This window comes from Pseudomonas sp. Irchel s3a12 (genome assembly GCF_900187485.1).
Lineage (GTDB): Bacteria > Pseudomonadota > Gammaproteobacteria > Pseudomonadales > Pseudomonadaceae > Aquipseudomonas > Aquipseudomonas neuropathica.
In genome coordinates, this window is sequence record NZ_FYDN01000020.1 from 1 (window position 1) to 24,428 (window position 24,428).

The 24,428-nt window shown below is 59.4% G+C and carries 24 protein-coding genes; 23 read left to right on the forward strand and 1 reads right to left on the reverse strand.

Features of this window, described 5'->3' with window-relative positions; translation table 11 throughout:
* Positions 1-129: transposase (locus CKW14_RS30600; protein ID WP_371857757.1), on the reverse strand; the 129-nt coding region annotated here is incomplete at its 3' end.
* A gap of 578 nt (positions 130-707) precedes the next feature.
* On the opposite strand from CKW14_RS30600, the gene rfbF reads away from it, so the two are divergent.
* The 23 genes from rfbF (at position 708) to CKW14_RS27135 (ending at position 24,360) form a co-directional block, all read left to right on the forward strand.
* The gene (rfbF, locus tag CKW14_RS27025; RefSeq protein WP_093439605.1) at positions 708-1,481 is read left to right on the forward strand and encodes a glucose-1-phosphate cytidylyltransferase; all 774 of its coding nucleotides are present in this window, start codon (positions 708-710) and stop codon (positions 1,479-1,481) included.
* Positions 1,463-2,545 carry a CDP-glucose 4,6-dehydratase gene (rfbG, locus tag CKW14_RS27030; RefSeq protein ID WP_095050161.1) on the forward strand — a complete coding sequence of 361 codons (1,083 nt, stop codon included), beginning with the start codon at positions 1,463-1,465 and terminating at the stop codon, positions 2,543-2,545. Before rfbF ends, rfbG begins: the two co-directional genes overlap by 19 nt.
* Positions 2,542-3,102: a dTDP-4-dehydrorhamnose 3,5-epimerase family protein gene (locus CKW14_RS27035; RefSeq protein ID WP_093439614.1), complete on the forward strand. Its 561-nt coding sequence runs from the start codon at positions 2,542-2,544 to the stop codon at positions 3,100-3,102. The genes rfbG and CKW14_RS27035 overlap by 4 nt, the downstream gene beginning before the upstream one ends.
* Positions 3,099-4,325: a class I SAM-dependent methyltransferase gene (locus CKW14_RS27040; RefSeq protein WP_095126500.1), complete on the forward strand. Its 1,227-nt coding sequence runs from the start codon at positions 3,099-3,101 to the stop codon at positions 4,323-4,325. The genes CKW14_RS27035 and CKW14_RS27040 overlap by 4 nt, the downstream gene beginning before the upstream one ends.
* A complete protein-coding gene (locus tag CKW14_RS27045; RefSeq protein WP_095050164.1) occupies positions 4,322-5,173 on the forward strand; it encodes an NAD(P)-dependent oxidoreductase in 852 nt (283 codons plus the stop codon). Before CKW14_RS27040 ends, CKW14_RS27045 begins: the two co-directional genes overlap by 4 nt.
* On the forward strand, positions 5,170-6,240 hold the full coding sequence (locus CKW14_RS27050) for a class I SAM-dependent methyltransferase (RefSeq protein WP_095050165.1): 1,071 nt from the start codon (positions 5,170-5,172) through the stop codon (positions 6,238-6,240). Before CKW14_RS27045 ends, CKW14_RS27050 begins: the two co-directional genes overlap by 4 nt.
* 17 nt (positions 6,241-6,257) lie before the next feature.
* On the forward strand, positions 6,258-6,995 hold the full coding sequence (locus tag CKW14_RS27055) for a cephalosporin hydroxylase family protein (RefSeq protein ID WP_093439633.1): 738 nt from the start codon (positions 6,258-6,260) through the stop codon (positions 6,993-6,995).
* A gap of 54 nt (positions 6,996-7,049) precedes the next feature.
* A complete protein-coding gene (locus tag CKW14_RS27060; RefSeq protein WP_095126501.1) occupies positions 7,050-9,965 on the forward strand; it encodes a TIGR00180 family glycosyltransferase in 2,916 nt (971 codons plus the stop codon).
* A gap of 23 nt (positions 9,966-9,988) precedes the next feature.
* Positions 9,989-10,990 (forward strand): UDP-N-acetylglucosamine 4,6-dehydratase (inverting), encoded by a 1,002-nt coding sequence (gene pseB, locus CKW14_RS27065; RefSeq protein ID WP_095050167.1) that lies wholly within the window; start codon positions 9,989-9,991, stop codon positions 10,988-10,990.
* Entirely contained in the window at positions 10,987-12,144 is a 1,158-nt protein-coding gene (gene pseC, locus CKW14_RS27070) for a UDP-4-amino-4,6-dideoxy-N-acetyl-beta-L-altrosamine transaminase (RefSeq protein ID WP_095126502.1), read from the forward strand. Before pseB ends, pseC begins: the two co-directional genes overlap by 4 nt.
* Before the next feature lie 31 nt (positions 12,145-12,175).
* Positions 12,176-12,796 carry a pseudaminic acid biosynthesis-associated methylase gene (locus tag CKW14_RS27075; RefSeq protein ID WP_034153278.1) on the forward strand — a complete coding sequence of 207 codons (621 nt, stop codon included), beginning with the start codon at positions 12,176-12,178 and terminating at the stop codon, positions 12,794-12,796.
* Positions 12,793-13,488, forward strand: coding sequence for a pseudaminic acid cytidylyltransferase (gene pseF, locus CKW14_RS27080; protein ID WP_095050169.1), 696 nt, complete (start codon positions 12,793-12,795; stop codon positions 13,486-13,488). Before CKW14_RS27075 ends, pseF begins: the two co-directional genes overlap by 4 nt.
* Positions 13,485-14,990 carry a UDP-2,4-diacetamido-2,4,6-trideoxy-beta-L-altropyranose hydrolase gene (gene pseG / locus CKW14_RS27085; protein ID WP_095126503.1) on the forward strand — a complete coding sequence of 502 codons (1,506 nt, stop codon included), beginning with the start codon at positions 13,485-13,487 and terminating at the stop codon, positions 14,988-14,990. Before pseF ends, pseG begins: the two co-directional genes overlap by 4 nt.
* Positions 14,983-16,035 carry a pseudaminic acid synthase gene (gene pseI, locus CKW14_RS27090; protein ID WP_095050171.1) on the forward strand — a complete coding sequence of 351 codons (1,053 nt, stop codon included), beginning with the start codon at positions 14,983-14,985 and terminating at the stop codon, positions 16,033-16,035. Before pseG ends, pseI begins: the two co-directional genes overlap by 8 nt.
* Before the next feature lie 226 nt (positions 16,036-16,261).
* Positions 16,262-17,188 (forward strand): ketoacyl-ACP synthase III, encoded by a 927-nt coding sequence (locus CKW14_RS27095; RefSeq protein WP_007920064.1) that lies wholly within the window; start codon positions 16,262-16,264, stop codon positions 17,186-17,188.
* Positions 17,189-17,275: 87 nt separating this feature from the next.
* Positions 17,276-18,565 (forward strand): motility associated factor glycosyltransferase family protein, encoded by a 1,290-nt coding sequence (locus CKW14_RS27100; protein WP_095126504.1) that lies wholly within the window; start codon positions 17,276-17,278, stop codon positions 18,563-18,565.
* Positions 18,562-18,828 carry a hypothetical protein gene (locus tag CKW14_RS27105; RefSeq protein ID WP_095050173.1) on the forward strand — a complete coding sequence of 89 codons (267 nt, stop codon included), beginning with the start codon at positions 18,562-18,564 and terminating at the stop codon, positions 18,826-18,828. The genes CKW14_RS27100 and CKW14_RS27105 overlap by 4 nt, the downstream gene beginning before the upstream one ends.
* Positions 18,829-19,070: 242 nt before the next feature.
* Positions 19,071-19,922 (forward strand): flagellin domain-containing protein, encoded by an 852-nt coding sequence (locus tag CKW14_RS27110; RefSeq protein WP_007920059.1) that lies wholly within the window; start codon positions 19,071-19,073, stop codon positions 19,920-19,922.
* 72 nt (positions 19,923-19,994) lie between these two features.
* The gene (locus CKW14_RS27115) at positions 19,995-20,351 is read left to right on the forward strand and encodes a flagellar protein FlaG (RefSeq protein WP_007920057.1); all 357 of its coding nucleotides are present in this window, start codon (positions 19,995-19,997) and stop codon (positions 20,349-20,351) included.
* An 82-nt stretch (positions 20,352-20,433) separates the two neighbouring features.
* Positions 20,434-21,876, forward strand: coding sequence for a flagellar filament capping protein FliD (gene fliD / locus CKW14_RS27120; RefSeq protein ID WP_095126505.1), 1,443 nt, complete (start codon positions 20,434-20,436; stop codon positions 21,874-21,876).
* A 129-nt stretch (positions 21,877-22,005) separates the two neighbouring features.
* Positions 22,006-22,404 (forward strand): flagellar export chaperone FliS, encoded by a 399-nt coding sequence (gene fliS, locus CKW14_RS27125; protein WP_093439698.1) that lies wholly within the window; start codon positions 22,006-22,008, stop codon positions 22,402-22,404.
* 11 nt (positions 22,405-22,415) lie between these two features.
* Positions 22,416-22,712, forward strand: coding sequence for a hypothetical protein (locus CKW14_RS27130; protein ID WP_016984299.1), 297 nt, complete (start codon positions 22,416-22,418; stop codon positions 22,710-22,712).
* 172 nt (positions 22,713-22,884) lie between these two features.
* Positions 22,885-24,360, forward strand: a complete 1,476-nt coding sequence (locus tag CKW14_RS27135) for a sigma-54 dependent transcriptional regulator (protein WP_007920053.1) — start codon at positions 22,885-22,887, stop codon at positions 24,358-24,360.
* The last annotated feature ends 68 nt before the right edge of the window (positions 24,361-24,428 follow it).

The window sequence follows — 24,428 nt, forward strand, 5'->3', positions numbered from 1 at the left end:
CAGAGCTGTAGGGCCCACGCCCATTGCTTCGCAGGCTTCACTCACCGAATAGTCTTTATCCAAAACCAGGCAAGCCGCATCCCGTTTGAAATCTGTCGAAAAATATCGTCTGGTCAAATCACACCTCATCGTTGGGCGTAGATTAACGCCCTTTAGGGGTGTCCAGAATCATTAAGCCAGATCAGGTCAGTCCCCTCTCCCTCTGGAAGGGAGAGGTGCCGATTTGTGTGCTTTTCAAAACCTGAGTTCGACTCGGTATCGCACGTCGGCGTACTTCTCGCAATTTCCTCGGTCAGTCCCCTCTCCCTCTGGAAGGGAGAGGTGCCGATTTGTGTGCTTTTCAAAACCTGAGTTCGACTCGGTATCGCACGTCGGCGTACTTCTCGCAATTTCCTCGGTCAGTTCCCTTTCCCTCTGAAATGGAGAGGTGCCGATTTGTGTGCTTTTCAAAACCTGAGTTCGACTCGGTATCGCACGTCGGCGTAGCTCTCCCAAACACCTCGGTCAGTCCCCTCTCCCTTTGGGAGAGGGTTAGGGTGAGGGGGCTTGTGGAGCTGGCGCGTTTCCTGCAAGTCCCCTGTAAATCGCCATAAAACGAGCGCTCGCGGTCACTCCAGCGGCGCCCGGAGCGGCAAAAGGTTTAGCCAGACGGCCCGCAAAGCTCAAGAAAGCCATGCGCAGCCCGGTGAAGAACAAGAGGGGAGACGATGAAGGCAGTTATTTTGGCGGGTGGCCTCGGCACGCGCATCAGTGAAGAGTCGCACCTCAAGCCCAAGCCAATGATCGAGATCGGCGGCAAGCCAATTCTCTGGCACATCATGAAGCAGTATTCCGCCCATGGAATTCACGACTTCGTGATCTGCCTCGGCTACAAGGGCTATGCGATCAAGGACTTCTTCGCCAACTACTTCCTGCACACCTCTGACGTCACCTTCAACATGCGTGAAAACCGCATGGACGTGCACCAGAATTACAGCGAGCCGTGGAGCGTCACGCTCATCGACACCGGCGAAGAAACCATGACCGGTGGCCGTCTGCTGCGTGCCGGCCGTTACCTCAAGGATGAAGAGGCGTTCTGCTTCACCTATGGCGACGGCGTTTCTGATATCAACATTGCGCAACTCGTCGATTTCCATAAAGGCCACGGCCGTCTGGCGACCGTCACTGCCGTGCAACCGCCGGGCCGCTACGGCGCGCTTGAGCGTCAGGGTGATCAAGTGCTGGGCTTCACCGAAAAGCCTCGCGGTGACGGTGGCTGGATCAATGGCGGCTTCTTCGTGCTCTCGCCGAAAGTGCTGCCATACATCGCCGATGACGCCACCACTTGGGAAGCCGAACCGCTGGCGCGTCTGGCCGCTGACGAACAGTTGAAAGCCTTCGAGCACGAAGGCTTCTGGCATCCGATGGACACCCTGCGCGACAAGAACCATCTCGAAGCGTTGTGGCAGAGCGGGGAGGCCCCATGGAAGCAATGGGCCTGAGTGCGGATTTCTGGCGCGGCAAACGCGTCCTCGTCACCGGACACACCGGTTTCAAAGGCAGCTGGCTGACCCTGTGGCTGCAAAGCCTCGGCGCGCAAGTCAGCGGCTTTTCCCTGGATCCGTCGACTGAGCCGAGCTTGTTCGAACTGGCGCGGGTGCATGAGGGCATCAACGATCAGCGCGGTGATCTGCGGGATCTCGGTGCCTTGCTGGAAATCATCGCCGACACCGAGCCTGAGATCGTTCTGCACCTGGCTGCTCAGCCATTGGTGCGCGAAGGCTATCGCGATCCGCTCGGCACGTACTCCAGTAACGTCATGGGCACGCTGAACCTGCTCGAAGCGATTCGTCAGGTCGGCTGCGTGCGCGCCTGTGTGCTGGTGACCACCGACAAGGTCTACGCCAACAAGGAATGGCTGTGGCCGTACCGCGAAGACGAAGCCCTCGGTGGCCACGATCCGTACAGCAGCAGCAAGGCTTGCTGTGAATTGCTCGCACAGTCTTATGCCGCGTCGTTTTTCCCGGCGGACAAGTACGCCGAGCACGGTCTGGCCCTGGCCACCGCGCGCGCTGGCAACGTCCTGGGCGGCGGCGATTTTGCCCCTGAGCGCCTGATTCCTGACGTGCTCAAAGCGTGGAGCGCCGATGAACCGGTGACCCTGCGTTATCCGCAAGCCGTGCGCCCGTGGCAGCACGCGCTGGAGCCGCTGGCCGGTTACCTGCAACTGGCCGCAGGTCTCTACGAACAAGGCCCGGAATACGCCGGGGCGTGGAACTTCGGCCCGGGTGAAGCGGACATGTGCAGTGTCGGCGAAGTGGTCGAATTGCTCGCCAGCCGCTGGCCGCAGGCGTGCGGTTTGCGCATCGAAAAAAGCGAACTGCACGAGGCCGGCCTGCTGCGTCTGGACAGCAGCCGCGCACGCCAAGTACTTGGCTGGCATCCGCGCTGGACCTTGCAACAATGTCTGGCCCAGACCCTCGACTGGCACTTGGCGTGGCAGAACGGCGATGACATGCGCAACGTCACTCTCGGCCAACTGAACCTTTACCGAGGCGCGTTGTGAGCGAATTCTCCCTGAAGGCATTGCCGCTGGCCGGACTGTTCAGCGTCCAGCACAAACGCTTCGAAGATCAGCGCGGGCACTTTGCCCGGCTGTTCTGCGAAGGCAGCCTGAGTGCGTTCGGCAGTGAGTTCCATATCCGTCAGATCAACCATTCCTGCACCCGTGAAAAGGGCAGTGTGCGTGGTCTGCATTATCAGAATGCCAATGCCCCGGAAGCCAAACTGATCACTTGCCTGCGCGGTGAAGTGTGGGACGTGGCGGTGGATCTGCGCCCAGACTCCGAGACCTTTCTGCACTGGCACGCCGAGCATCTGAAGGCTGGCGACGGCCGCAGCCTGTTGATTCCGGCCGGGTTCGCCCACGGTTTCCAGACCCTCACCGAAGACGCCGAATTGCTTTACCTGCACAGCGCCGATTACGCGCCGGAGCACGAGGGCGGGCTGTCGGTGAATGATCCACGGCTGGCGATTGCCTGGCCGTTGCCTGTCAATAATTTGTCAGCGCGTGACTCCAGCCATCCCGCGCTCGATCAACACTTTGCTGGAGTGCGTCTATGAACTGCCGTGGGTGCGCAGCACCGCTGAGCCTGCCGCTGATCGACCTCGGCACCTCGCCACCGTCCAACGCCTACGTCCACGCTGATCGCCTGGAGCAGGCCGAGCAATGGGTGCCGCTGAAGGTCGCGGTGTGTCAGCAATGCTGGCTGGTGCAGACCGAGGATTACACCCGCGCCGATAGCCTGTTCGACGCCGAGTACGCCTACTTCAGTTCGTTCTCCAGCACCTGGCTGGCCCATGCCGAGCGCTATGTCACCGAGATGGTCGAGCGCTTTGGCCTGACTGCCGACAGCCGTGTGGTGGAAGTCGCCGCCAACGACGGTTACCTGCTGCAATACGTCGCCGCTCGCGGCATTGCCTGCCTGGGCGTTGAACCGACGCGCAGCACTGCACAAGCGGCACGCGAAAAAGGCCTGGAGATCCGTGAGCTGTTCTTCGGTCGCGACACTGCTGCGCAACTGAAAAGCGAAGGTTGGGGCGCTGACCTGATGGCGGCCAACAACGTGCTCGCCCATGTGCCGGACATCAACGATTTCCTTGTAGGCTTCGCGACGCTGCTCAAGCCGACCGGCGTCGCCACCTTCGAATTCCCGCAACTGCTGACGCTGATGGCTGGCGCGCAGTTCGACACGCTGTATCACGAACACTATTCCTACCTGTCGCTGACCGCCGTGCAGACCCTGTGCGAGCGCAATGGTCTGGAAGTCTTCGACGTCAGCCAACTGAGCACCCACGGCGGTTCGCTGCGCGTGTTCGTCCAGCGCAAGGACGGCCAGCGCCGCCCGGTTCAGCCAGCGGTGCAACAACAGTTGCAGGCCGAGCTGGAGGCCGGGGTGAAAACCGCCGAGTACTACACAACCCTCGCGCCTGCCGCTGAACGCATCAAGCATGACTTGCTGCGCTTTCTGTTGCAGGCCAAGGCCGACGGCAAGCGGGTAGTCGGTTACGGCGCGGCGGCCAAGGGCAACACCTTGCTCAACTACGCCGGGGTCAAACCGGACCTGCTCGCCTGGGTGGCTGATGCCAACCCGCACAAGCAGGGCAAATTCCTGCCGGGCAGTCGCATTCCGATCGTTGCGCCCGCGCAGATCGACATCGAAAAACCGGACTACGTGCTGGTGCTGCCGTGGAACCTGCTGCACGAAGTCAGTCAGCAACTGGCGCAGGTGCGTCAGTGGGACGGCCGCTTTGTGATCGCCGTGCCCGAGTTGAAAGTGCTGTGAAGGTACTGGTTACCGGCGCTACCGGTTTTGTCGGCCGCCATCTGGTTGCGGCGTTGCTGGCCCGTGGCTGTGACGTCCGGGCGGTGGCGCGCAACGCAGAAACCGCGCAAGGCATGCCGTGGATCAACGACGTCGAGTTTGTGAGCGCGGATATTCACGCCGCCGATCTCGATGTCGCTGCGTTGACCGCAGGTGTCGATGCACTGGCGCATCTGGCCTGGCCAGGTTTGCCGAACTATCGGGCGCTGTTTCATTTCGAGCACAACCTGATGGCCGATTACCGCTTTATCAAAAGCGCGGTCGAGGCGGGCGTGCAGCAGGTGCTGGTCACCGGCACCTGTTTCGAATACGGCATGCAAAGCGGCCCGCTCAGCGAAAGCTCCGCGCCGCAGCCGAGCAACCCTTACGGTCTGGCCAAGCACACGCTGCACCTGTTTTTGCAAAACCTGCAGCAGGAACTGCCGTTCACGTTGCAGTGGGCGCGCTTGTTCTATCTGCATGGCGAAGGGCAGAACCCCAACAGCCTGTTGGCGGCACTGGACCGGGCGATCGATACCGGTGAGCCGTCGTTCAACATGTCGGCCGGCGAGCAGTTGCGTGATTTTCTGCCGATTGAAAACGCTGCGGGTTACCTCGCCGCGATCCTGCAACGACACGACTTCGACGGCGTGATCAATTGCGCCAGCGGCCAACCGGTGTCGGTGCGTTCATTGGTTGAACAACGCCTGTGCGAACGTGGCGCGACACTGAATCTGAACCTCGGCCACTACCCGTATCCGACCCACGAGCCCTTAGCGTTCTGGGCGGTGACCGAGCGCTTGCAACAGTTATTGGGAGAGCCGCAATGAGGCACGAGTTGTACCGGGTCACCGACCTGCCGGTGCTGCAGAACCGCACCTTTGCCGATCCCGCGTCGGCGCAGGCCTCGGCCAGTGCCGACATGCTGTTGGTGCAGGACGAGCGCAGCGGTCTGATCTTCAACGCGGCGTTCGACGCCGACAAGCTCAGCTACGACGCCGATTACCAGAACGAGCAGGCGCATTCCGGCCAGTTCCAGAAGCACTTGAGTGACGTCGAAGGCATCATCGCCAAGCACTTCAAGGGCCAGGAGCTGATCGAAGTCGGCTGTGGCAAAGGCTATTTCCTGGAATTGCTCAAGGGCCTCGGCTATTCGATCACCGGCATTGATCCGGCGTACGAAGGCGAGAATGCCGACGTGATCAAGGCACCTTTCACTCGGGGCCTGGGTCTGGCTGCGGACGCCATCGTCCTGCGCCATGTGCTGGAGCACATTCAGGATCCGGTCAGTTTCCTCGTGGAAATCGCCAATGCCAATCAGGGCGGGCAGATCTACATCGAAGTGCCGTGCTTTGACTGGATCCTCGAACACAAAGCCTGGTTCGACCTGTTCTACGAGCACGTCAATTATTTCCGTCTCGATGACCTGCGCCGGATGTTCGGCACCGTGCACGAGGCCGGTCACCTGTTCGGTGGCCAATACCTGTACATCGTCGCCGACCTGTCGACCTTGCGCCTGACTCCGGATCAACCGGTGCCGCGCCTGGCCCTGCCTGACGGCTTCACCGCCAGCCTCGATCGCGCCGTGCAGATCATTCAGTCCGCCCCCGAGCAGGGTTCGGCGATCTGGGGCGCTTCGTCCAAAGGCGTGATCTATTCGCTGTTCCTGCAACGTGCCGGTGTGGCGGTGGATCGTGTGGTGGATATCAACCCGGCCAAACAGGGGCGTTATCTGCCGTTGAGCGGCGCGCGGGTGTCCTCGCCGCAAGAGGCCATGGACGCGCTGCCCGAGGGCGCCAACCTGTTTGTGATGAATTCCAATTACCTCGAAGAGATCAAGCGGATGACCGGTGGACGCTACGTCTATCACGCCGTCGACAGCGCTTCGTTTCAGTGACCCTTGAGATTATTAAAATGACCGACAACAGCATCAACCAAGCCTTCGAAGCCGAGTGCCGGGAACAGATTGCCCAGCAGGGTGACGACCAGAAACTGACCGGCCTGGCCCGCGATTTCTTCAACGAATCGGCCAAGCACAAATACAGCTACCACTTCTCGTGGATGGGCCGTCCGATCATCCAGTTGCCACAAGACATGATGGCGATGCAGGAGATCATCTGGCAGGTCAAACCGGATCTGGTCATCGAGTGCGGCATCGCTCACGGCGGTTCGATTATCTACTACGCCTCGTTGCTGGAGCTGCAGGGCCACGGCGAAGTGCTGGGCATCGACCTCGACATTCGCCCGCACAACCGCGAAGCGATCGAAAGCCACCCGATGGCCAAGCGCATCAAGATGATCGAAGGCTCGAGCATCGACGCCGGCATTGCTGCCCAGGTGCAGGCGGCGGCCAAAGGCAAGAAAGTCATTCTGGTTCTGGACTCCAACCACACCCACGATCACGTACTGGAAGAGCTGCGTCTGTACGCACCGCTGGTGTCGGTCGACAGCTACTGCGTGGTCATGGACACCGTGGTTGAAGACATGCCGGCCGATTTCTTCCCGGATCGTCCGTGGGGCCCGGGCGACAACCCGAAAACCGCCGTGTGGAAATACCTGGAAGAGAACCAGGATTTCGAGATCGACCAGCAGTTGCAGAACAAGCTGTTGATCACCGTGGCGCCGGACGGCTATCTGCGTCGCGTCCGTTAATTCGCAACATCACCAAGCGTTGTTTCGGCGAGTCGCCGGTTGTGGAGAGAAGTTATGCAAGGCAAGTACAGTTCTGAACTGGCGCTACCGCTCGAAGAGCTATTGACCGTCGTCCTGATTACTCACAATCGGCCGGCGTTTTTGCGCCGGGCGGTGAAGTATTACAGCAGCTTGCCCTGCAGAATCATGGTGCTCGATTCGACACTCGAACGACCTGAAGGCGACTTTGACGCCGTCGATTACCACCATGTGCCGCAGTTCGCCTACTGGGGCATGCAGGCCAAACTGGCGTATGGCGTGGAGAAACTGACCACGCCATACATGGTGCTGGCGGCCGACGACGATTTCATCCTGCATGATTCGCTGGCAGAGTCCGTCGGTTTCCTGCATGCCAACCCTGACTACGGCATGTGCCACGGCTATTGCCTGATGTACCTGTCATTGGCCCATGGCGTGAACTACTACCGCCGCGACAAGAAAGTCCAGGAAGACTATGCGTCCGAGCGGGCGCAGGATCGCGTCCTCGACTACATGAACCAGTACATCCCGCCGTTCTACGCGGTGACCCGTACTGATCTGATGAAAAACTGGCACTCGGCGTTGCCGCCGGGGACCAATTTCCAGTGGCAGGAAATCGGCCACGTCTACTACCTGCTGGCCAGTGCCAAGGCCCGCATCCTGCCGATTCCGTACGTAGTGCGCGAGATCAACTACGGTGTCTCCGAGCACAATACCGATGTGTATCACTCGCTGACCTACGTCGACGCCAAATCGGTCGCCGAACGAGAGGCGTTTGCCGAGTTTCTCGTCTCGTTGCCTACCGCTATCGAAGGGCTGGATGCAGGGCAGGCCAAGGCCTTTGCCCTGGAGAGTTTCGAGGCAATGGCCGACAGCCTGAAGGCCGGGCGGGCGCTGACTGCCGAGCTGATTATCGAATCGACCTGGAACCAGGAACTGAAGGCGCCGGATCGTCGTTTTGGCCCGCTGCAGTACGTTGAAATGCCGTTCTACAACCAGGCATTCTTTGAGCGTCTGGAGCAGTTCGAATTCATGTTGCACACCCTGCCGGCCGGTCGCATGCAACTGGAAGGACTGGAAGGCGTGTGGGCCCGTCAAGCGCACCTGTTGCAGGCGCGCAATAACGACACGGCGGAAAGTGTGGTTGACCGGTTGTGGCAGGCCCATGATCTGAATGCGTTCAACCTGACCGTGGTCAAACGTCTGGCGACCCAACTGGACATCGTCGGCGACGAAAGCGCTGCGCAAGCCATGCGCGAGTGGATCGCCCGTCTCGAAGCGCTACTGGTCGAAGATCATCAGCCAGTCTTCGGCAAAATGAAGTCCGGTCGCCTGTTGCAGTGGCTGGCGGCTCGCGCGCCGACGATCGAACAACTCGAGTCGATAGGTCAACATCTGGCGACTGAAGGCGGTGGCCCGCAATTCGGCATTTTCCTACTCGATCTGGACAACGACATCGACAAGTTGCAGGTGTCGCTCGACAGCCTGCTGGAAGGTCACTGCAAAGCGTTCAGGATTGTCGTGTTCACCACCGGCGAAGCACCGACGGCGACGACGGCACAAAACACCCTGCACTTTGTTCGTGTCACCCAAAGCAACTTTGTCGACAAGCTCAATCAGAGCGCCCAGCAGTCGCCAAGCGATTGGTTACTGCTGGGTGAAGCGGGTGACCAGTTCACCGCCAGCGGCCTGTTGCGCGCCAGTCTGGAGCTGATGTCGGCCGAAGGTGTGCGTGCGGTGGCCACCGATGAAATCCAGCGCAAGGACAATGGCGCGCTGGTTGACGTGTTCCGTCCGGGTTTCAACCTGGATCTGCTGCAAAGCGTGCCGGCACTGATGGCGCGCCATTGGTTGATCCGCCGCGAAGTGTTGCTTGACGCCGGCGGATATCAGGCTGACTTCAGCAAAGCGCTGGAATTCGACCTGCTGTTGCGCATCATCGAGCAGGGTGGCCTCGACGGTCTGGCGCATCTCGACGAGCCGTTGCTGATCACTCAGGCGGCAGAGCTTGAAGAAAACGCCCACGAACGTCAGGCGTTGCTGCGTCATCTGGGCAATCGCGGCTACAAGGCCAAGGTCACGTCGACGGCGCCGGGCACCTGGCAAATCGATTACCGCCACACCGAGCAGCCACTGGTTTCGATCATTGTGCCGGTCATCGATGATCTGCCAGTGCTGCGCCGCTGCCTGGAAGGCGTGTTGCTCAGAACCCGTTACAGTCGTTATGAAGTGTTGCTGGCGGCAAACGCCAATCAATCGGCAGCGGTCAACGACTGGCTGGGCACGCTGCGCCACGCCAAAGTCAATGTGTTGCGTGCCGATCAGCCGCTGAGCGAAGTCGCGCTGTACAACGCCGCCAGCGAGCAGGCTCAAGGTGAGTATCTGGTGCTGTTGGCCGCAGACAGTGAAGTCGTCAACCCGAACTGGATCGATTCGCTGCTCAACCACGCCCAGCGTCCGGAAGTGGGCATCGTCGGTGCGAAATTGGTCGACCGTGACGGCAAGGTGGCCCAGGCCGGCTTGATTCTTGGCCTGAACGACGGCGTGGGTTCGGCCTTCATCGGCGAAAGTCACGCAGCAGACGGCTACATGCATCGCTTGGCCGTCGAGCAGAATTACTCGGCCGTGTCGAAGGTCTGCCTGATGGTGCGCAAAGGGCTGTTCAACGCGCTTGGCGGGCTGGATGAAGTGACGTTCGTCGAGGGTTATGCCGATGTCGATCTGTGCCTCAAGGCGAGTCAGGCCGGCTACCTCACCGTGTGGACGCCGTTGGTGCAGGTGCTGCATACCGGCGAGTTGCCGCAGGCGCCAGAAGCGCTGGCGGCACTGCGTGAGAAATGGAGCGGCGTCTTCGCGCAGGATCCGGCTTACAACGCCAACCTGGCGCTGAGCGGCAAAGGTTTCACCCTGGGTGAAAATGCCTCGATCAACTGGGCACAGTTGCTCGCTTAAGCGCGCCGGACAGGAATCAGCATATGTTCAACGGTAAATCGATTTTCATCTCCGGCGGCACAGGTTCGTTCGGGCGCAAATTCATCACGCGCCTGCTCGAGCAATACCAGCCCAAGCGCGTGGTGGTGTTCTCCCGCGACGAGTTGAAGCAGTACGAAATGCAGCAGACGTTCAACGCGCCGTGCATGCGTTATTTTATTGGTGACGTGCGTGACGCTGACCGTCTGCGTCAGGCCATGCGCGGCATCGACTACGTGGTGCATGCCGCGGCGTTGAAGCAAGTGCCGGCGGCGGAATACAACCCGACCGAATGCATTCGCACCAACGTCAATGGCGCGGAGAACATCATTGCCGCCGCCATCGACAATGGCGTGAAAAAGGTTGTGGCGCTGTCGACCGACAAAGCCGCCAGCCCGATCAACCTGTACGGCGCGACCAAGTTGCTCTCGGACAAATTGTTCGTCGCCGCCAACAACATTGCCGGCGAGCAGGAAACCCGGTTTGCCGTGGTGCGCTACGGCAATGTTGCCGGTTCCCGTGGTTCGGTGGTGCCGTTCTTCAGCAAACTGATCGCCGATGGCGCACAGGAACTGCCGATCACTGACGAACGCATGACGCGGTTCTGGATCACCCTCGACCACGGCGTGCAATTTGTCCTCGACAGCTTTGCGCGGATGCACGGCGGTGAAGTGTTTGTGCCGAAGATTCCGTCGATCCGCATTGTCGATCTGGCGCGCGGCATGGCTGAACACCTGCCGCACAAGAACGTCGGCATTCGTCCCGGCGAGAAGCTCCATGAATTGATGGTGCCGCTGGACGATGCGCGGATGACCCTCGAGTTCGAAGATCACTACACCATCCAGCCGTCGATTCGCTTTACCAGCGTCGATGTCGATTTTGCCGTCGACAAACTCGGCGAGCAGGGGCGTGCCGTGAGCGAGGATTTCGAGTACCGCTCCGACACCAATCCGCATTTCCTTTCGGTCGGGCAGATCGCTGATCTGCACGCGAAGCTCTCGGTATGATTCCCTACGGTCGGCAAAGCCTCGATCAGGCAGATATCGATGCCGTCGTCCAAGTGCTGCAGTCGGACTGGCTGACCCAAGGGCCGAGCATTGAGCGTTTCGAACAGGCAATGGCCGAGCGTTGCCAGGCTGACTTCGCCGTCGCGGTGTGCAACGCCACGGCGGCGCTGCACATTGCCTGTCTGGCCGCAGGCCTGGGGCCGGGTGATCGTTTGTGGACAACGCCAAACACCTTTCTTGCCTCGGCCAACTGTGGACGTTATTGCGGTGCCGAGGTTGATTTCGTCGACATCGATCCGCTGACCTGGAACGTTGATGCGTTCGCCCTCGAAGCGAAACTCGATCAAGCCGAGCAGGACGGCACTTTGCCCAAAGTGCTAGTAGCGGTGGCGTTCTCCGGGCAGAGCTGCGACATGCGCAAGATTGCCGAACTGGCCGAGCGCTACAACTTCACCGTGATCGAAGATGCGTCTCACGCGGTCGGTGCGTCCTACGCCGGGCGGCCGGTCGGCTGCGGTGAGTTCGCAGCGATGACGGTGTTCAGCTTTCATCCGGTGAAAATCATCACCAGCGCCGAGGGCGGCATGGTGCTGACCAATCGGCCGCAACTGGCCGAGCGCCTGCAGCGTTTGCGCAGCCACGGTATGACCCGCGATGCGCAGCAGATGAGCGAACCGAGCCACGGCCCGTGGTACTACCAGCAGATCGAGCTGGGTTTCAATTACCGCATCACCGATCTGCAAGCCGCGCTGGGTTTGTCGCAACTGAGCAAACTCGACGACTTCATCGCCCGACGTCGTGACCTCGCGGCGCGATACGATCGCTTGCTGGCGTATCTGCCGGTGACGTTGCCCAGCTCTCAGCCTGAGGCGCAATCGGCTTGGCACCTGTATGTGATTCGGCTGCAGACCGACCGCATCGGCCTCAGTCATCGTCAAGTGTTTGAAGGCTTGCGTGCTGTCGGTGTTGGCGTGAATCTGCACTACATTCCTGTGCACCTGCAGCCGTACTATCGCGACCTGGGTTTCGCCGAGGGCGATTTCCCCGAGGCCGAGCGTTATTACGCCGAGGCGATCAGCCTGCCGCTGTTTCCGCTATTGAGCGATGCGCAACAGGATTACGTGGTCGAGCAATTGCGTCGGCTGACCGAATAATTGCCGCTGAGGCAAAGGATGAGTATCTGCAATGCGTCATTTGAGTGAGCAGGAAAAGTTCTGGCAGGGCGACTTCGGCAACCAGTACGTCGCGCGCAATGTCGGTCAGCCGCTAGTGGCGGCGAACCTGGCGTTGTTTGCCAAAGCGCTGAGTCGGGCTGCAGGCATCGAGAGCCTGGTCGAACTGGGCACTAACGCCGGCAATAATTTGCAGGCATTGCATCAACTGCTGCCGCGCTGTGAGCTGTTCGGCGTCGAGATCAACGACAGCGCCTGTGCTCAGGCACGGGCGTTGGACATTGCCCAGATCTGGCATGGCTCGCTGTTCGACTTCCCGCGCGAGCGCCGCTACGACCTGACCCTGAGTAAAGGCGTGCTGATTCACTTGGCCCCGGAGCTGTTGCCGACCGCTTATGCGCAGTTGTACGAGTTGAGCCAGCGCTACATCCTGATCGCCGAGTATTACAATCCGGCACCGGTGGAAGTGTCCTATCGTGGCAACAGCGGCAAGCTGTTCAAGCGCGATTTTGCCGGTGAAATGCTCGATCGCTATGCCGATTTGCACTTGCTGGATTATGGTTTCGTCTATCACCGCGATCCGCAGTTTCCTGTGGACGACATCACTTGGTTCCTGTTGGAAAAGCGCCCTTGAGCAACGTTGCAATCATCCCGGCCCGTGGCGGTAGCAAACGCATCCCGCGCAAGAACCTTTTGCCGTTCGACGGCGTGCCGATGATTGTCCGTTCGATCCGCACTGCGCTGGAATCGGGCTTGTTCGATCAGGTCGTGGTCAGCACCGACGATGCTGAAATTGCCGATGTGGCGCGAGCCCATGGCGCGCAGGTGCCATTTCTGCGCCCGGTAGACCTGGCCGATGATTTCACCGGCACGGCGGCAGTGATCGTGCATGCCTTGCAGCAGTTGCCGGCGTTCGATTACGCCTGTTGCGTGTATGCCACGGCGCCGCTGTTGCAGGTACGTTATCTGCGCCAGGGCATCGAGTTGCTGGAGCAGCGTTCAGACAAGTCCTTCGCGTTCTCCGTGTGCAGTTTCGGTTTTCCGGTGCAGCGTGCGTTGACGCTGGACGGGCAGGGTGGGTTGAGCGCTTTGTATCCGGAATTTCGCAATACACGTTCGCAGGATTTGCCCGAAGCATTTCAGGACGCCGGTCAGTTTTACTGGGGGCGCACTGAGGCGTGGTTGCGCGGCGAGGTGCTCTATTCGCCAGCCAGCCTGCCGGTGATTCTGCCCCGGCATCTGGTGCAGGACATCGACACCCTTGAAGACTGGAAGCGCGCCGAATACCTATACGCCGCGCTCAAGGCCGGTGGAGAGCTGCAATGAGAGTGCTGATTCGCGCCGACGCCTCGCCAACCATCGGCAGCGGCCACATTGCCCGCTGCCTGACGCTGGCGCGAGTGTTGCGCGGGCAGGGCAGCCACGTCGCGTTTGCCTGCCGCTGTCTGCCGGGGCATCGCCTTGATGCCTTGCGCGCCGAGGGCTTCGAGACTTTTGCGCTGCCTGAGCGCTATGTCGCTGAAGATCCACAGCAGGCCATCGAATCAATGCTGCCGTGGCAGGCCGACATCGACGCGTTGGCTACGGTGCTCGAGGGGCACGCCGAATTCGACTGGGTCATTGTCGATCACTACGGCCTCGATCACCAATGGCAGACGGCTGCTCGACGGTGGGCACCACGGATTGCGGCAGTGGATGATCTTGCTACGCGGCGCTACAGCGTCGATCTGCTGCTCAATCAGAATCTCTCGGGCCTGCACGAAAATTATCAGCCGCTGTTGCCTGAAGGGTGTCGCACCTTGCTCGGCCCACGCTATGCCATGTTGCGTGAAGAATTCAGCTGCCCGGCCATCGAGATCAAACCCGCGGCGCGAAGGGTGTTGGTCAATTTCGGTGGTTTCGATGCCGCGCGGCAAACCTACCACGCGATGCTCGCGCTGGCGGACTTTCCCGAGTTGCAGGTGGACTTCGTCGCAGGCGCCGATAACCCGGCATGGGCCAAGATGCAGGCCTTGGCCGAGACACGGCCGAACTGGCGTCTGCACAGTTTTGTCAGCAACTTCTACCAGCGCATGACCGAAGCTGATCTGTTTATCGGCGCCGGGGGCGGCACCAGTTGGGAGCGGGCGGCGCTGGGGTTGCCGACGATCTGTATTGCCGTGTCGAACAATCAGCAGGCCAACGGCGAAGTCATGGCCGCGGCGGGCGCGCATGTGTTCATGGGCGCCCGTGAGCAGGTCAGTGTCGAGCAGTTGCGCGACGCAATTGGCTTTGTCAGCGGCAATCATTATTTGCGCCAGAGCCTGGCCGAACGCTCGCGGCAACTGGTCGACGGGCGGGGTGCCGAGCGTGTCGCGGTGGCACTGGCCGGTGCGGTGCTCAAGGTGCGTGCGGCGACTCTGGATGACGCGCAGTTGCTGTTCGATGGGCGCAATGCCGAAACGGTACGGCGCTGGTCGCTGGACAGCGGCGTGATCGATTGGCCGCAGCACCTGAACTGGTTGACGGCGAGTTTGCGCAATCCGCAACGCCTGTTGTTGATCGCCGAGGCGGACGACGGCGCGGTCGGCGTTGTGCGTTATGACCTGCGCGGGTTTGAAGCCGAAGTCTCGATCTACCTGCTTGAGGGACGTTTCGGCCTGGGTTGGGGCAAGGCGCTGCTGACGCGGGGCGAAGCGTTCGTCACCCGCCACTGGCCGCAATTGACCGGCATTACCGCTCAGGTACTGCCGGGCAATCGTGCCTCGTTGAATGTGTTTCATGACGCCGGGTTCACTCAGAGTGCCTGTACGTTCACCCGTGTTTTGAAGGATCACCCGCATGACTAGTTTCAAGATCGGCAACCGCTTGATCGGTGCCGATGCGCCGCCCTTCATCATCGCCGAGATGAGTGGCAACCATAACCAGTCGCTGGACGTGGCCCTGCAAATCGTCGAGGCAGCGGCCAAGGCCGGGGCGCATGCCTTGAAACTGCAAACCTACACCGCCGAAACCATGACGCTGGATTTGTCTGAAGGTGAGTTCTTCATCAAGGATCCGGGCAGTCTGTGGGCCGGCACTTCGCTCTACGATTTGTATGAAAAAGCCCATACACCGTGGGAATGGCATGCGCCGATTTTTGCTCGTGCCAAGGAACTGGGGATGCTCGCGTTCTCGACACCGTTCGATGACAGCGCCGTGGACTTTCTCGAAAGCCTTGATGTGCCGGCCTACAAGATTGCCAGTTTCGAAAACACTGACTTGCCGTTGATCCGTCGTGTGGCCGCCACCGGCAAACCGCTGATCATCTCCACCGGCATGGCCAGCATCGCTGAGCTGGATGAAGCCGTGCGCGCTGCCCGCGAGGCGGGGTGCAAGGATCTAGTGCTGCTCAAATGCACCAGCACCTATCCGGCGACCCCGCTCAACAGCAACGTGCGCACGATCCCGCATCTGCGCGAATTGTTCGGTTGCGAAGTGGGGCTGTCGGATCACTCGATGGGCGTTGGTGTGTCCGTGGCCGCCGTGGCGCTCGGTGCGACGGTGGTGGAAAAACACTTCACCCTCGACCGTTCAGCAGGTGGCGTCGATGCGAGTTTCTCCCTGGAACCGGCGGAAATGGCCAGTCTGGTGGTGGAAACCGAGCGCGCCTGGCAAGCCATGGGCCAAGTGCATTACGGTGTCACAGAGGCTGAACGCAAGTCGTTGGTCTATCGCCGTTCGCTGTATGTCACGGCCGACATGGCCGCCGGTGACACCTTTACCGGGGACAATCTGCGCGCCATTCGCCCCGGCCTCGGTCTGCCGCCCAAGCACACCGACGCTGTTCTTGGTCGCCGCGCCCGCGCCCCGATCAAGCGCGGCACACCGCTGGACTGGTCGTTGGTCGAATAACCCGATCTGCACCGATTCGGCAAAATAGCGTGACCTGCGAGTCATAACGCGCATCTTCACTGTATTGTATTGATCGGGGAGATGGCGCCTGGCTCGTTTTCGATTCCAGTGATAGCCCTTTGCGCTCCCCGTGGCTGCCCGTTGTGGCGGCCGTTTTCTGTTTGTCGGCGCCCCTCGAAATCCTTGCGAGCGGTGGTCTTGGGCTGTTTTTTATTGGGAAGCCGTAATGATTGGCATAAAAAGCATTGCGAGCTACGTTCCTGTAGCCGGCGTGGACAATTACGCACAAGGTGCAAAATTCGAGAAGGATGAAGAATTCATCCTTGGCAAGATCGGCTCGGCATTCCTGCCGCGCAAAGACGCTGAACAAGAAACCTCCGACCTGTGCGTGGAAGCGGCCAATGCGCTGTTTGCCAGCAACCCGGATCTGAAACGTGAATCGATCGACGCCTTGATCGTCGTCACCCAGAACGGTGACGAAGAAGGCCTGCCGCACACGGCTGCAATCGTGCAGGACAAACTCGGTCTGCCGACCAACGTGGCGGCCTTCGACATTTCCCTGGGCTGCTCCGGTTATGTCTACGGCATCTACGCGATCAAGGGCTTCATGGAAGCCGCCGGCCTGAAGAACGGCCTGCTGATTACCGCTGACCCGTACTCGAAAATCGTCGATCCGGAAGACCGCAACACCACCATGCTGTTCGGCGATGCCGCAACCGCTACGTGGATGGGTGAAGATCCGACCTGGGCGCTGGGCAAGGCCAAGTTTGGCACCGACGGCTCCGGTGCACCGCACTTGAAAGTCACCGATGGCGTGTTCTTCATGAACGGTCGTCAGGTCTTCAACTTTGCGCTGCTCAAAGTCCCGGCACACTTGCACGAACTGCTCGACGATTCCGGTCTGAAAGCCGATGACATCGATGCCTTCTGCATTCACCAAGGCAGTGCGGCGATTGTCGATGCCGTGGCGCGGCGCTTCGAAGGCGAGCCGGAGAAGTTCATCAAGGACATGGTCGAGACCGGTAATACCGTGTCGTCGAGCATTCCGTTGCTGCTGGAGAAACACGTCATCGATTCCGACTGGCAGCGTATTGCCTTGAGCGGTTTTGGTGTCGGTCTGTCATGGGGCTCGGCGATCATCTATCGCCCTTGAGTCCGAGCAAAAACGGCGGATACAAAAATAGCGTTCAAGGTTAACCTTGAACGCTATTTTTTTGCCTGGAAGGGAGCGCGAGGCGCCATGAGCGAGTTTTTTCAAGCCAATGCCGAGGTGTTGCAACGGCGCTGGCCGGCGCTGTTCGAACGACTGATGGCGCAAGACAGTACGGCCATTGCGGCTCAATTGGTTGAGGGGCTAGGCTCGACGCTGAGCATCAACGGCATCCAGCTCACCAGTCGTCACGATCGCCTCCAAGAAGCGCAGATTCAGGCGGCCAGCCTGCCGGACAAGGCGCAACTGCACGTCTATGGCACCGGTCTCGGTGATTTGCCCGGTGTGCTGCTTGAGCGGACGGGATTGCAACGCTTGTACGTGCACATCCTCAATGGCGCGCTGTTTGCGCTGGTGGTGCAACTGCTCGATCAGCGTCAGTGGCTGGAAGACCCGCGGGTCGAGTTGTTTTACGCTGCCGATCATCCGGACTTGTTCACGCCGTTTTTTGCCCTGCCTGCCGAGATGTTGCTGGCCGATGACTACAACGCGAAGATTCGCGATCGGCTGGTCAATGAAGTCCATCTGAGTTTTAACAATCGCGAATTCGACGCGCAGTCGCCGTTCATTCAACAGCGCTTGCAGGACTGCTTGCCGGTGCTGCTGGGTGATGACGATGTGGCGCAGTTGTTTGGTACCTGCACCGATCGCGAGATCTACGTGATCGCTACCGGGCCGACTCTGGAAGGGCACTTTGAACGATTGGCAGCGCTCCGGAATCAGGCTCAGCGCCCGCTGTTCATCTGTGTCGACACGGCGTATCGGCCGTTGATTGAGCACGGGATCGTTCCGGATCTGGTGGTGACCATTGATCAGCGCATCAGCTTCCGTCATTTGCCGTTCGAGGCGTCTGACGGTATCCCGCTGGTGTATTTGCCCATGAGCGATCCCGAAGTTTTGCGGGCCTGGAAGGGCAAGCGCTATGGCGGTTACTCGGCCAGTCCGGTGTACGCCGGGTTGCGTGAACAGCATCCACGCGCGCTGCTGCACGTCGGCGGCAGCGTGATCCATCCGGCGGTCGATCTGGCGGTGCAAATGGGCGCGTCTCGCATCACGCTATTTGGCGCCGATTTCGCCTTCCCGATGAACAAGACTCACGCGGGCTGGAGCGATGGCGATCTGGGGCCACCGGTGAATCAGGCGCGGCATTGGGTGCGCGATGGCCATGGTCAGCGGGTGACCACACAGCTCAACTTTCGCGGTTATTTGTGTGTGCTGGAGCGCTATATCGCTGCACATCCACAGGTCGAATTTCTCAACAGCAGCCGCTCCGGGGCGCTGATCGCCGGAACCGACTTCAACCCGGAGTTTGTGCAATGAGTACGCTGAGCCTCTGTAAGGATGAATGTCGCCAGTGTGCGGGTTTGTTTCGCCTCGGGCGCGATGTCGAGGCGGCGCTGACGATGGTCGATGTGTTTGAAAAGGCCCAGCAATGTTTAGCGTCTGCCCCGGTAGAGGTTCAGCAGGTGTGGGCGCAGCTGTTAATGCAAATGCTCGAATGTCAGGAGCGCCAGGACTGGTTGGGGCTGGCTGATTATATGGAGTACGAATTGATCGAGTTGCTGGAAAGTGTTCCGGTCTGAGCAGGCCGACAGCACTGGCCCGCAGGTTTGCGCCGCAGTCGGTTTTATGACGTCATTTTATCGCGGCTGACGTACTGCTAAGTCTTTGTTTTCTCGGGGGTGGCAGGGTGATGGCAAATTTTTTTCAAAAAGCCCTCAAGCAACCTGCAAACCCGACGATAACTATTACGAAGGTTCTCTAGGCCATACCCGGCGGTTGCCAGGGCCGGAAGCCGCAGTACCCAACCAACGAGGAATTCGTCATGGCTTTAACAGTAAACACCAACACCACGTCGTTGAACGTTCAGAAAAACCTGAACCGCGCTTCCGACGCTCTGTCGACTTCGATGCAGCGCCTGTCTTCCGGCCTGAAAATCAACAGCGCTAAAGACGACGCCGCTGGCCTGCAGATCTCGAACCGTATGTCCTCGCAGATCCGTGGTAACACCCAAGCCATCCAGAACGCCAACGACGGTATCTCCGTTGCCCAGACCGCTGAAGGCGCTCTGCAAGCTACTACCGACATCCTGCAGCGTATGCGTGAACTGGCTGTTAAAGCACGTAACGGTACCAACGGCACTGCTGACCAGACCGCTACCAACGCTGAATTCGCTCAGATGTCCGACGAGATCACCCGTATCTCGGCTTCGACCAACCTGAACGGCAAAAACCTGCTGGACGGTTCGGCTGGTACTGTGACCCTGCAAGTGGGCGCAAACACCGGTTCGGCTAACCACATCGACCTGGTACTGAGCTCCAAGTTCGACGCAGTAAGCCTGTCGGTAGGTAGCGGTACTCTGTCCCTGACCGGTGCTACCGTAACTGGCGCTTCGCAGAACATCGACAACGCGATCACCGCGATCGACGCTGCAATCGCTGCCATCGGTGCAACTCGTGCCAGCCTGGGTGCTTCGCAAAACCGTCTGACCAGCACCATCCAGAACTTGCAGAACATCACCGAGAACACCACTGCTGCACAAGGTCGCGTACAAGATACCGACTTCGCCGCAGAGACTGCTAACCTGACCAAGCAGCAAACCCTGCAACAGGCTTCGACCTCCGTACTGGCTCAAGCCAACCAACTGCCTTCCGCTGTACTGAAGCTGCTTCAGTAATTTCGGAATGAGTTTGAGCGGGGGAGTGCGCTGGTCGCGCTCTCTCGCTTTTTTCGTTAGGAGGTGATGAGCATGGACATGAGCGTAAAGCTTAACGTGTCTTATCCGGCTCCCAAGCCAGTAACGCCGGTTGCTGACAAACCGTCAGAGACGCCTAAAGTTGCCAAGACTGAAGCGCCGGTCGCTGCCAAGAGTCAGGATTCGGACGACGCCAAATTGAAACTGGCGGTGCAGGAGATCGAAAAGTTTGTACAGTCGATCAAGCGCAATCTGGAGTTTTCCATCGATGAACACTCTGGAAAGGTCATCGTCAAGGTGATCGCAAGCGAGACGGGGGAGGTCGTTCGACAGATTCCCTCCGCAGAGGCCCTCAAGCTGGCAGACAGCCTCGCCAATGCCAGTCACGTATTGTTTGACGCCAAAGTCTGATAGCTGGCATGAATTATGTTTGTCCGTTCTCGAGATGCGTGTAACGGTCAAAAGAATGGCAACAATCTGAAGGGAGATGCACATGGCAAGTCCAATTCTACCGGGTTCCGGACTGGGTTCCGGTCTGGACATCGGCGCGATCGTGACCGCGCTGGTAAACGCCGACAAGTCGCCGAAGCAGACGCAGATCGATTCTGCGACCAAAACCAACACCCTGAAGATTTCCGGTGTCGGTGCGCTGAAAAACGCATTGGCGGCCTACCAGAAGGCAATGACCGATCTGGGCAGCAAGACTAACCCTGCGTTTGCTGGTTACGCGGCGACCTCGTCTACCCCGACAACGCTGACCGCTACTTCCGATAACACGGCTGTTTCGGGCACATACAGTGTCGTGGTAAATAACTTGGCCACCGGCTCGAAAGTAGCTAGTGCATCCTTTGCCGGCGGCGCGGCCAGTGCCATTCCGAGTGGTACTCTGAAAATCAGTCAGAATGGCACTGATTACAATGTCGATATTCCGGCCAATGCCACCTTGCAGACTACCCGTGATGCCATCAACAAGGCGCAGGGTGTCAACGGTGTTTCCGCTAACATCGTGACCGACAGCTCGGGCGCTTCGCGTCTGGTGATCAGCTCCAACAAGACGGGCGCGGGCTCCGACCTGACGGTCAGTGGTATTGCCGGTCTGGAAATCGATGGCACCAAGGTCATGTCTGCGACCCCGGCCGCTGGTGACTCAGGGGCTGTGGGCGATATTGCCAAGGATGCGAAGCTGACCATTGATGGTCTTGCCGTTACCAGCAAGAGCAACACAGTGAGCGGCGCCATCAGTGGCTTGACCATGAACCTGGTGGAAGCCAGCCCCACCGCGGTCAAGGTCTCTGTCGATACCAACACCAAGGGCTTGCAGGCTTCGGTTCAGCAATTCGTCGACGCTTTCAACACGCTCAAGACCACCATCGATAGCCTGTCCAAGGCAACGCCGGACGAAGATGGCAAGTTGACGGTGCAGGCCGCGTTTACCGGTGATTCTCTGCCGCGGACGTTGATTGCGGACATTCGTGCCCAATTGACCACTTCGTCGCCTGGCGAGCTGGGTGTGCTGTCGCAGATCGGCGTCATGACCGATCGCGACACCGGTAAGCTGACGCTGGACGCGACGGCTTTCAACAAGGCCATGTCTCAGCCAGGCATGACTGGTCAGGTGCAGCAGCTGTTCTCCGGCACCGACGATAAAAACGGTCTGTTGGCGCGAATGAGCAAAGCGGTCGATCCGTACCTCAAAGCTTCTGCTGATGGTAAAACCACCAGCGGTCTGCTTGATCAGCGTATGACCATTCTGAACAACAACACCCGCAGCCTCACGTCGCAGCAGTTGGCGCTGGATCTGCGTGTCGCCAACCTGACCAAGACGTTGACTGCCAAGTACAACGCCATGGACTTGCTGGTAGGGCAGATGAAGGCTACGGCGAGCAATATTACGTCGTTCTTCAGCTCGCTTAACGCTCAGCAGTCCGCGAAGTAACGCGCGGGCACGACAAAAACCCGGCTACGCTTCATCGGCGTGCGCCGGGTTTTTGTCTTTTGATCTAAAGTTCTGTGATTCGTTGGCGATACACTGGTTATACGAGTCATTGTGGCAATGAGGTAGAACATGAATCCGATGTTAGCCCTTCGGCAGTATCAGAAAGTCGGCGCACACGCTCAGACATCCGAAGCGAGTCCGCACCGTCTGGTGCAAATGTTGATGGAAGGTGGTCTGGCCCGTATTGCTCAGGCCAAAGGCGCCATCGAGCGCAAGGACATTCCTGGCAAATGCACTTCGATCAGCAAGGCGATTGGCATTGTCAGCGGTCTGCGTGAAGGCCTTGATCTGGAAAACAGCGCAGATACCCTGGCTGATCTGGATGGGCTGTATATCTACATGATGAAGCGCCTCGCCGAGGCGAACATCAGCAGCGACCTGCGCATTCTTGATGAGGTTGCCGGCTTGCTGAGCACGGTCAAGGAAGGCTGGGATGCTATTGCCCCTGTGCCTGCTCCGCAGTTTTAAAGGAGATCGTCATGAGTCTTGTATTGCAGCGAATCGCCGATACCCGAGAGGCGTTGGTTACTGCCCTCGCTGAACGCAATTGGGAAGCCATTGGTGAACTGGATCTGGCTTGCCGTTCCTGCATGGAAGACGTCATGGCTGAGGCTGCGCTGGACGAGGTCGCGTTGCGCGACAACCTTGAGGAGTTGCTCCACGTCTACAAGGAGCTTCTTGAGGTGGCCATGGGTGAGCGGCAGGCGATAGCCAATGAGATGTCGCAGATCACGCAAGCGCAAAAGGCGGCAAAGGTTTACCATCTGTTTGGTTAATTAACCTCCAGTTAATCCAGACATGTGCGCCATAAATTTGACTGTGCACGGTTTTTTGACTTAACTAGTGGCTGTTTTCAGATTTCAGGCGTCTACAGGCACATGGTGTCCTGCAAGCGTCTCGCTTGCCCCTTATTTTGGGCATTGAGTTGACTAGGGAAGTTGCTATTGCATGTGGCGTGAAACCAAAATTCTGCTGATCGATGACGATAGCGTCCGCCGCCGCGACTTGGCGGTGATTCTAAATTTTCTTGGCGAAGAAAATTTACCCTGCGGCAGCCATGACTGGCAGCAGGCAGTCGGCTCTTTGTCGTCTAGTCGTGAGGTCATTTGCGTACTGATCGGGACGGTTAATGCTCCTGGTGCGCTTTTGGGCTTGCTAAAGACACTCTCAACCTGGGATGAGTTCCTTCCGGTTTTGTTGATGGGCGATAATTCTTCCGTTGACTTGCCTGAAGACCAGCGTCGCCGCGTGCTTTCGACCCTCGAAATGCCACCCAGCTACAGCAAATTGCTCGACTCCCTGCACCGCGCCCAGGTCTATCGCGAGATGTACGACCAGGCACGCGAGCGCGGCCGTCATCGCGAACCCAATCTGTTCCGCAGCCTTGTCGGCACCAGCCGTGCGATTCAGCACGTGCGCCAGATGATGCAGCAAGTCGCCGACACCGATGCCAGCGTGCTGATCCTCGGTGAGTCCGGCACTGGCAAGGAAGTGGTTGCGCGCAACCTGCATTACCATTCCAAGCGCCGCGACGCACCGTTCGTGCCGGTCAACTGCGGGGCGATCCCGGCAGAGCTGCTCGAAAGCGAATTGTTCGGTCACGAGAAGGGTGCTTTCACCGGAGCGATCACCAGCCGTGCCGGCCGCTTCGAACTGGCCAATGGCGGTACGCTGTTCCTCGACGAAATCGGCGACATGCCGCTGCCGATGCAGGTCAAACTGCTGCGCGTCCTGCAGGAGCGCACCTTCGAACGCGTGGGCAGCAACAAGACCCAGAGCGTTGATGTGCGCATCATCGCCGCGACCCACAAGAATCTCGAAAGCATGATCGAGATCGGCACCTTCCGCGAAGACCTTTACTATCGCCTGAACGTGTTCCCGATCGAGATGGCGCCGCTGCGTGAGCGCGTCGAAGACATTCCGTTGCTGATGAACGAACTGATCTCGCGCATGGAGCACGAGAAGCGCGGTTCGATCCGTTTCAACTCGGCAGCGATCATGTCGCTGTGCCGTCACGGCTGGCCGGGCAACGTCCGCGAGCTGGCCAACCTGGTGGAGCGCATGGCGATCATGCATCCGTACGGGGTGATCGGCGTGGTCGAGTTGCCGAAGAAATTCCGCTACGTCGACGACGAAGACGAGCAAATGGTCGACAGCCTGCGCAGCGATCTCGAAGAGCGCGTGGCGATCAACGGCCATACGCCGGACTTCACCGCCAACGCCATGCTGCCGCCGGAAGGCCTGGACCTGAAAGACTACCTCGGTGGTCTGGAGCAAGGCCTGATTCAGCAGGCGCTGGACGATGCCAATGGCATTGTGGCGCGTGCGGCTGAACGCCTGCGTATCCGTCGCACCACCCTGGTGGAGAAGATGCGCAAGTACGGCATGAGCCGGCGCGATGGAGATGAACAGGCGGAGGATTGACGCCTGTTTTTCAACTGCTTCATTTATAAGCAGTTTTTTTTAGGCACGGGTATTGCTACAGCCCTCGC

Bases quoted from the DNA above. Each gene is read 5' to 3' on its own strand.
- CKW14_RS27115 (WP_007920057.1), top strand. From the start codon at position 19,995: ATGGACATGAGCGTAAAGCTTAACGTGTCTTATCCGGCTCCCAAGCCA.
- fliD (WP_095126505.1), top strand. From the start codon at position 20,434: ATGGCAAGTCCAATTCTACCGGGTTCCGGACTGGGTTCCGGTCTGGAC.
- CKW14_RS27055 (WP_093439633.1), top strand. From the start codon at position 6,258: ATGACCGACAACAGCATCAACCAAGCCTTCGAAGCCGAGTGCCGGGAA.
- CKW14_RS27095 (WP_007920064.1), top strand. From the start codon at position 16,262: ATGATTGGCATAAAAAGCATTGCGAGCTACGTTCCTGTAGCCGGCGTG.
- pseI (WP_095050171.1), top strand. From the start codon at position 14,983: ATGACTAGTTTCAAGATCGGCAACCGCTTGATCGGTGCCGATGCGCCG.
- CKW14_RS27100 (WP_095126504.1), top strand. From the start codon at position 17,276: ATGAGCGAGTTTTTTCAAGCCAATGCCGAGGTGTTGCAACGGCGCTGG.
- CKW14_RS27075 (WP_034153278.1), top strand. From the start codon at position 12,176: ATGCGTCATTTGAGTGAGCAGGAAAAGTTCTGGCAGGGCGACTTCGGC.
- pseC (WP_095126502.1), top strand. From the start codon at position 10,987: ATGATTCCCTACGGTCGGCAAAGCCTCGATCAGGCAGATATCGATGCC.
- CKW14_RS27130 (WP_016984299.1), top strand. From the start codon at position 22,416: ATGAGTCTTGTATTGCAGCGAATCGCCGATACCCGAGAGGCGTTGGTT.
- fliS (WP_093439698.1), top strand. From the start codon at position 22,006: ATGAATCCGATGTTAGCCCTTCGGCAGTATCAGAAAGTCGGCGCACAC.
- rfbG (WP_095050161.1), top strand. From the start codon at position 1,463: ATGGAAGCAATGGGCCTGAGTGCGGATTTCTGGCGCGGCAAACGCGTC.
- CKW14_RS27135 (WP_007920053.1), top strand. From the start codon at position 22,885: ATGTGGCGTGAAACCAAAATTCTGCTGATCGATGACGATAGCGTCCGC.
- pseG (WP_095126503.1), top strand. From the start codon at position 13,485: ATGAGAGTGCTGATTCGCGCCGACGCCTCGCCAACCATCGGCAGCGGC.
- CKW14_RS27050 (WP_095050165.1), top strand. From the start codon at position 5,170: ATGAGGCACGAGTTGTACCGGGTCACCGACCTGCCGGTGCTGCAGAAC.
- CKW14_RS27040 (WP_095126500.1), top strand. From the start codon at position 3,099: ATGAACTGCCGTGGGTGCGCAGCACCGCTGAGCCTGCCGCTGATCGAC.
- CKW14_RS27110 (WP_007920059.1), top strand. From the start codon at position 19,071: ATGGCTTTAACAGTAAACACCAACACCACGTCGTTGAACGTTCAGAAA.
- CKW14_RS27060 (WP_095126501.1), top strand. From the start codon at position 7,050: ATGCAAGGCAAGTACAGTTCTGAACTGGCGCTACCGCTCGAAGAGCTA.
- rfbF (WP_093439605.1), top strand. From the start codon at position 708: ATGAAGGCAGTTATTTTGGCGGGTGGCCTCGGCACGCGCATCAGTGAA.
- pseB (WP_095050167.1), top strand. From the start codon at position 9,989: ATGTTCAACGGTAAATCGATTTTCATCTCCGGCGGCACAGGTTCGTTC.
- CKW14_RS27105 (WP_095050173.1), top strand. From the start codon at position 18,562: ATGAGTACGCTGAGCCTCTGTAAGGATGAATGTCGCCAGTGTGCGGGT.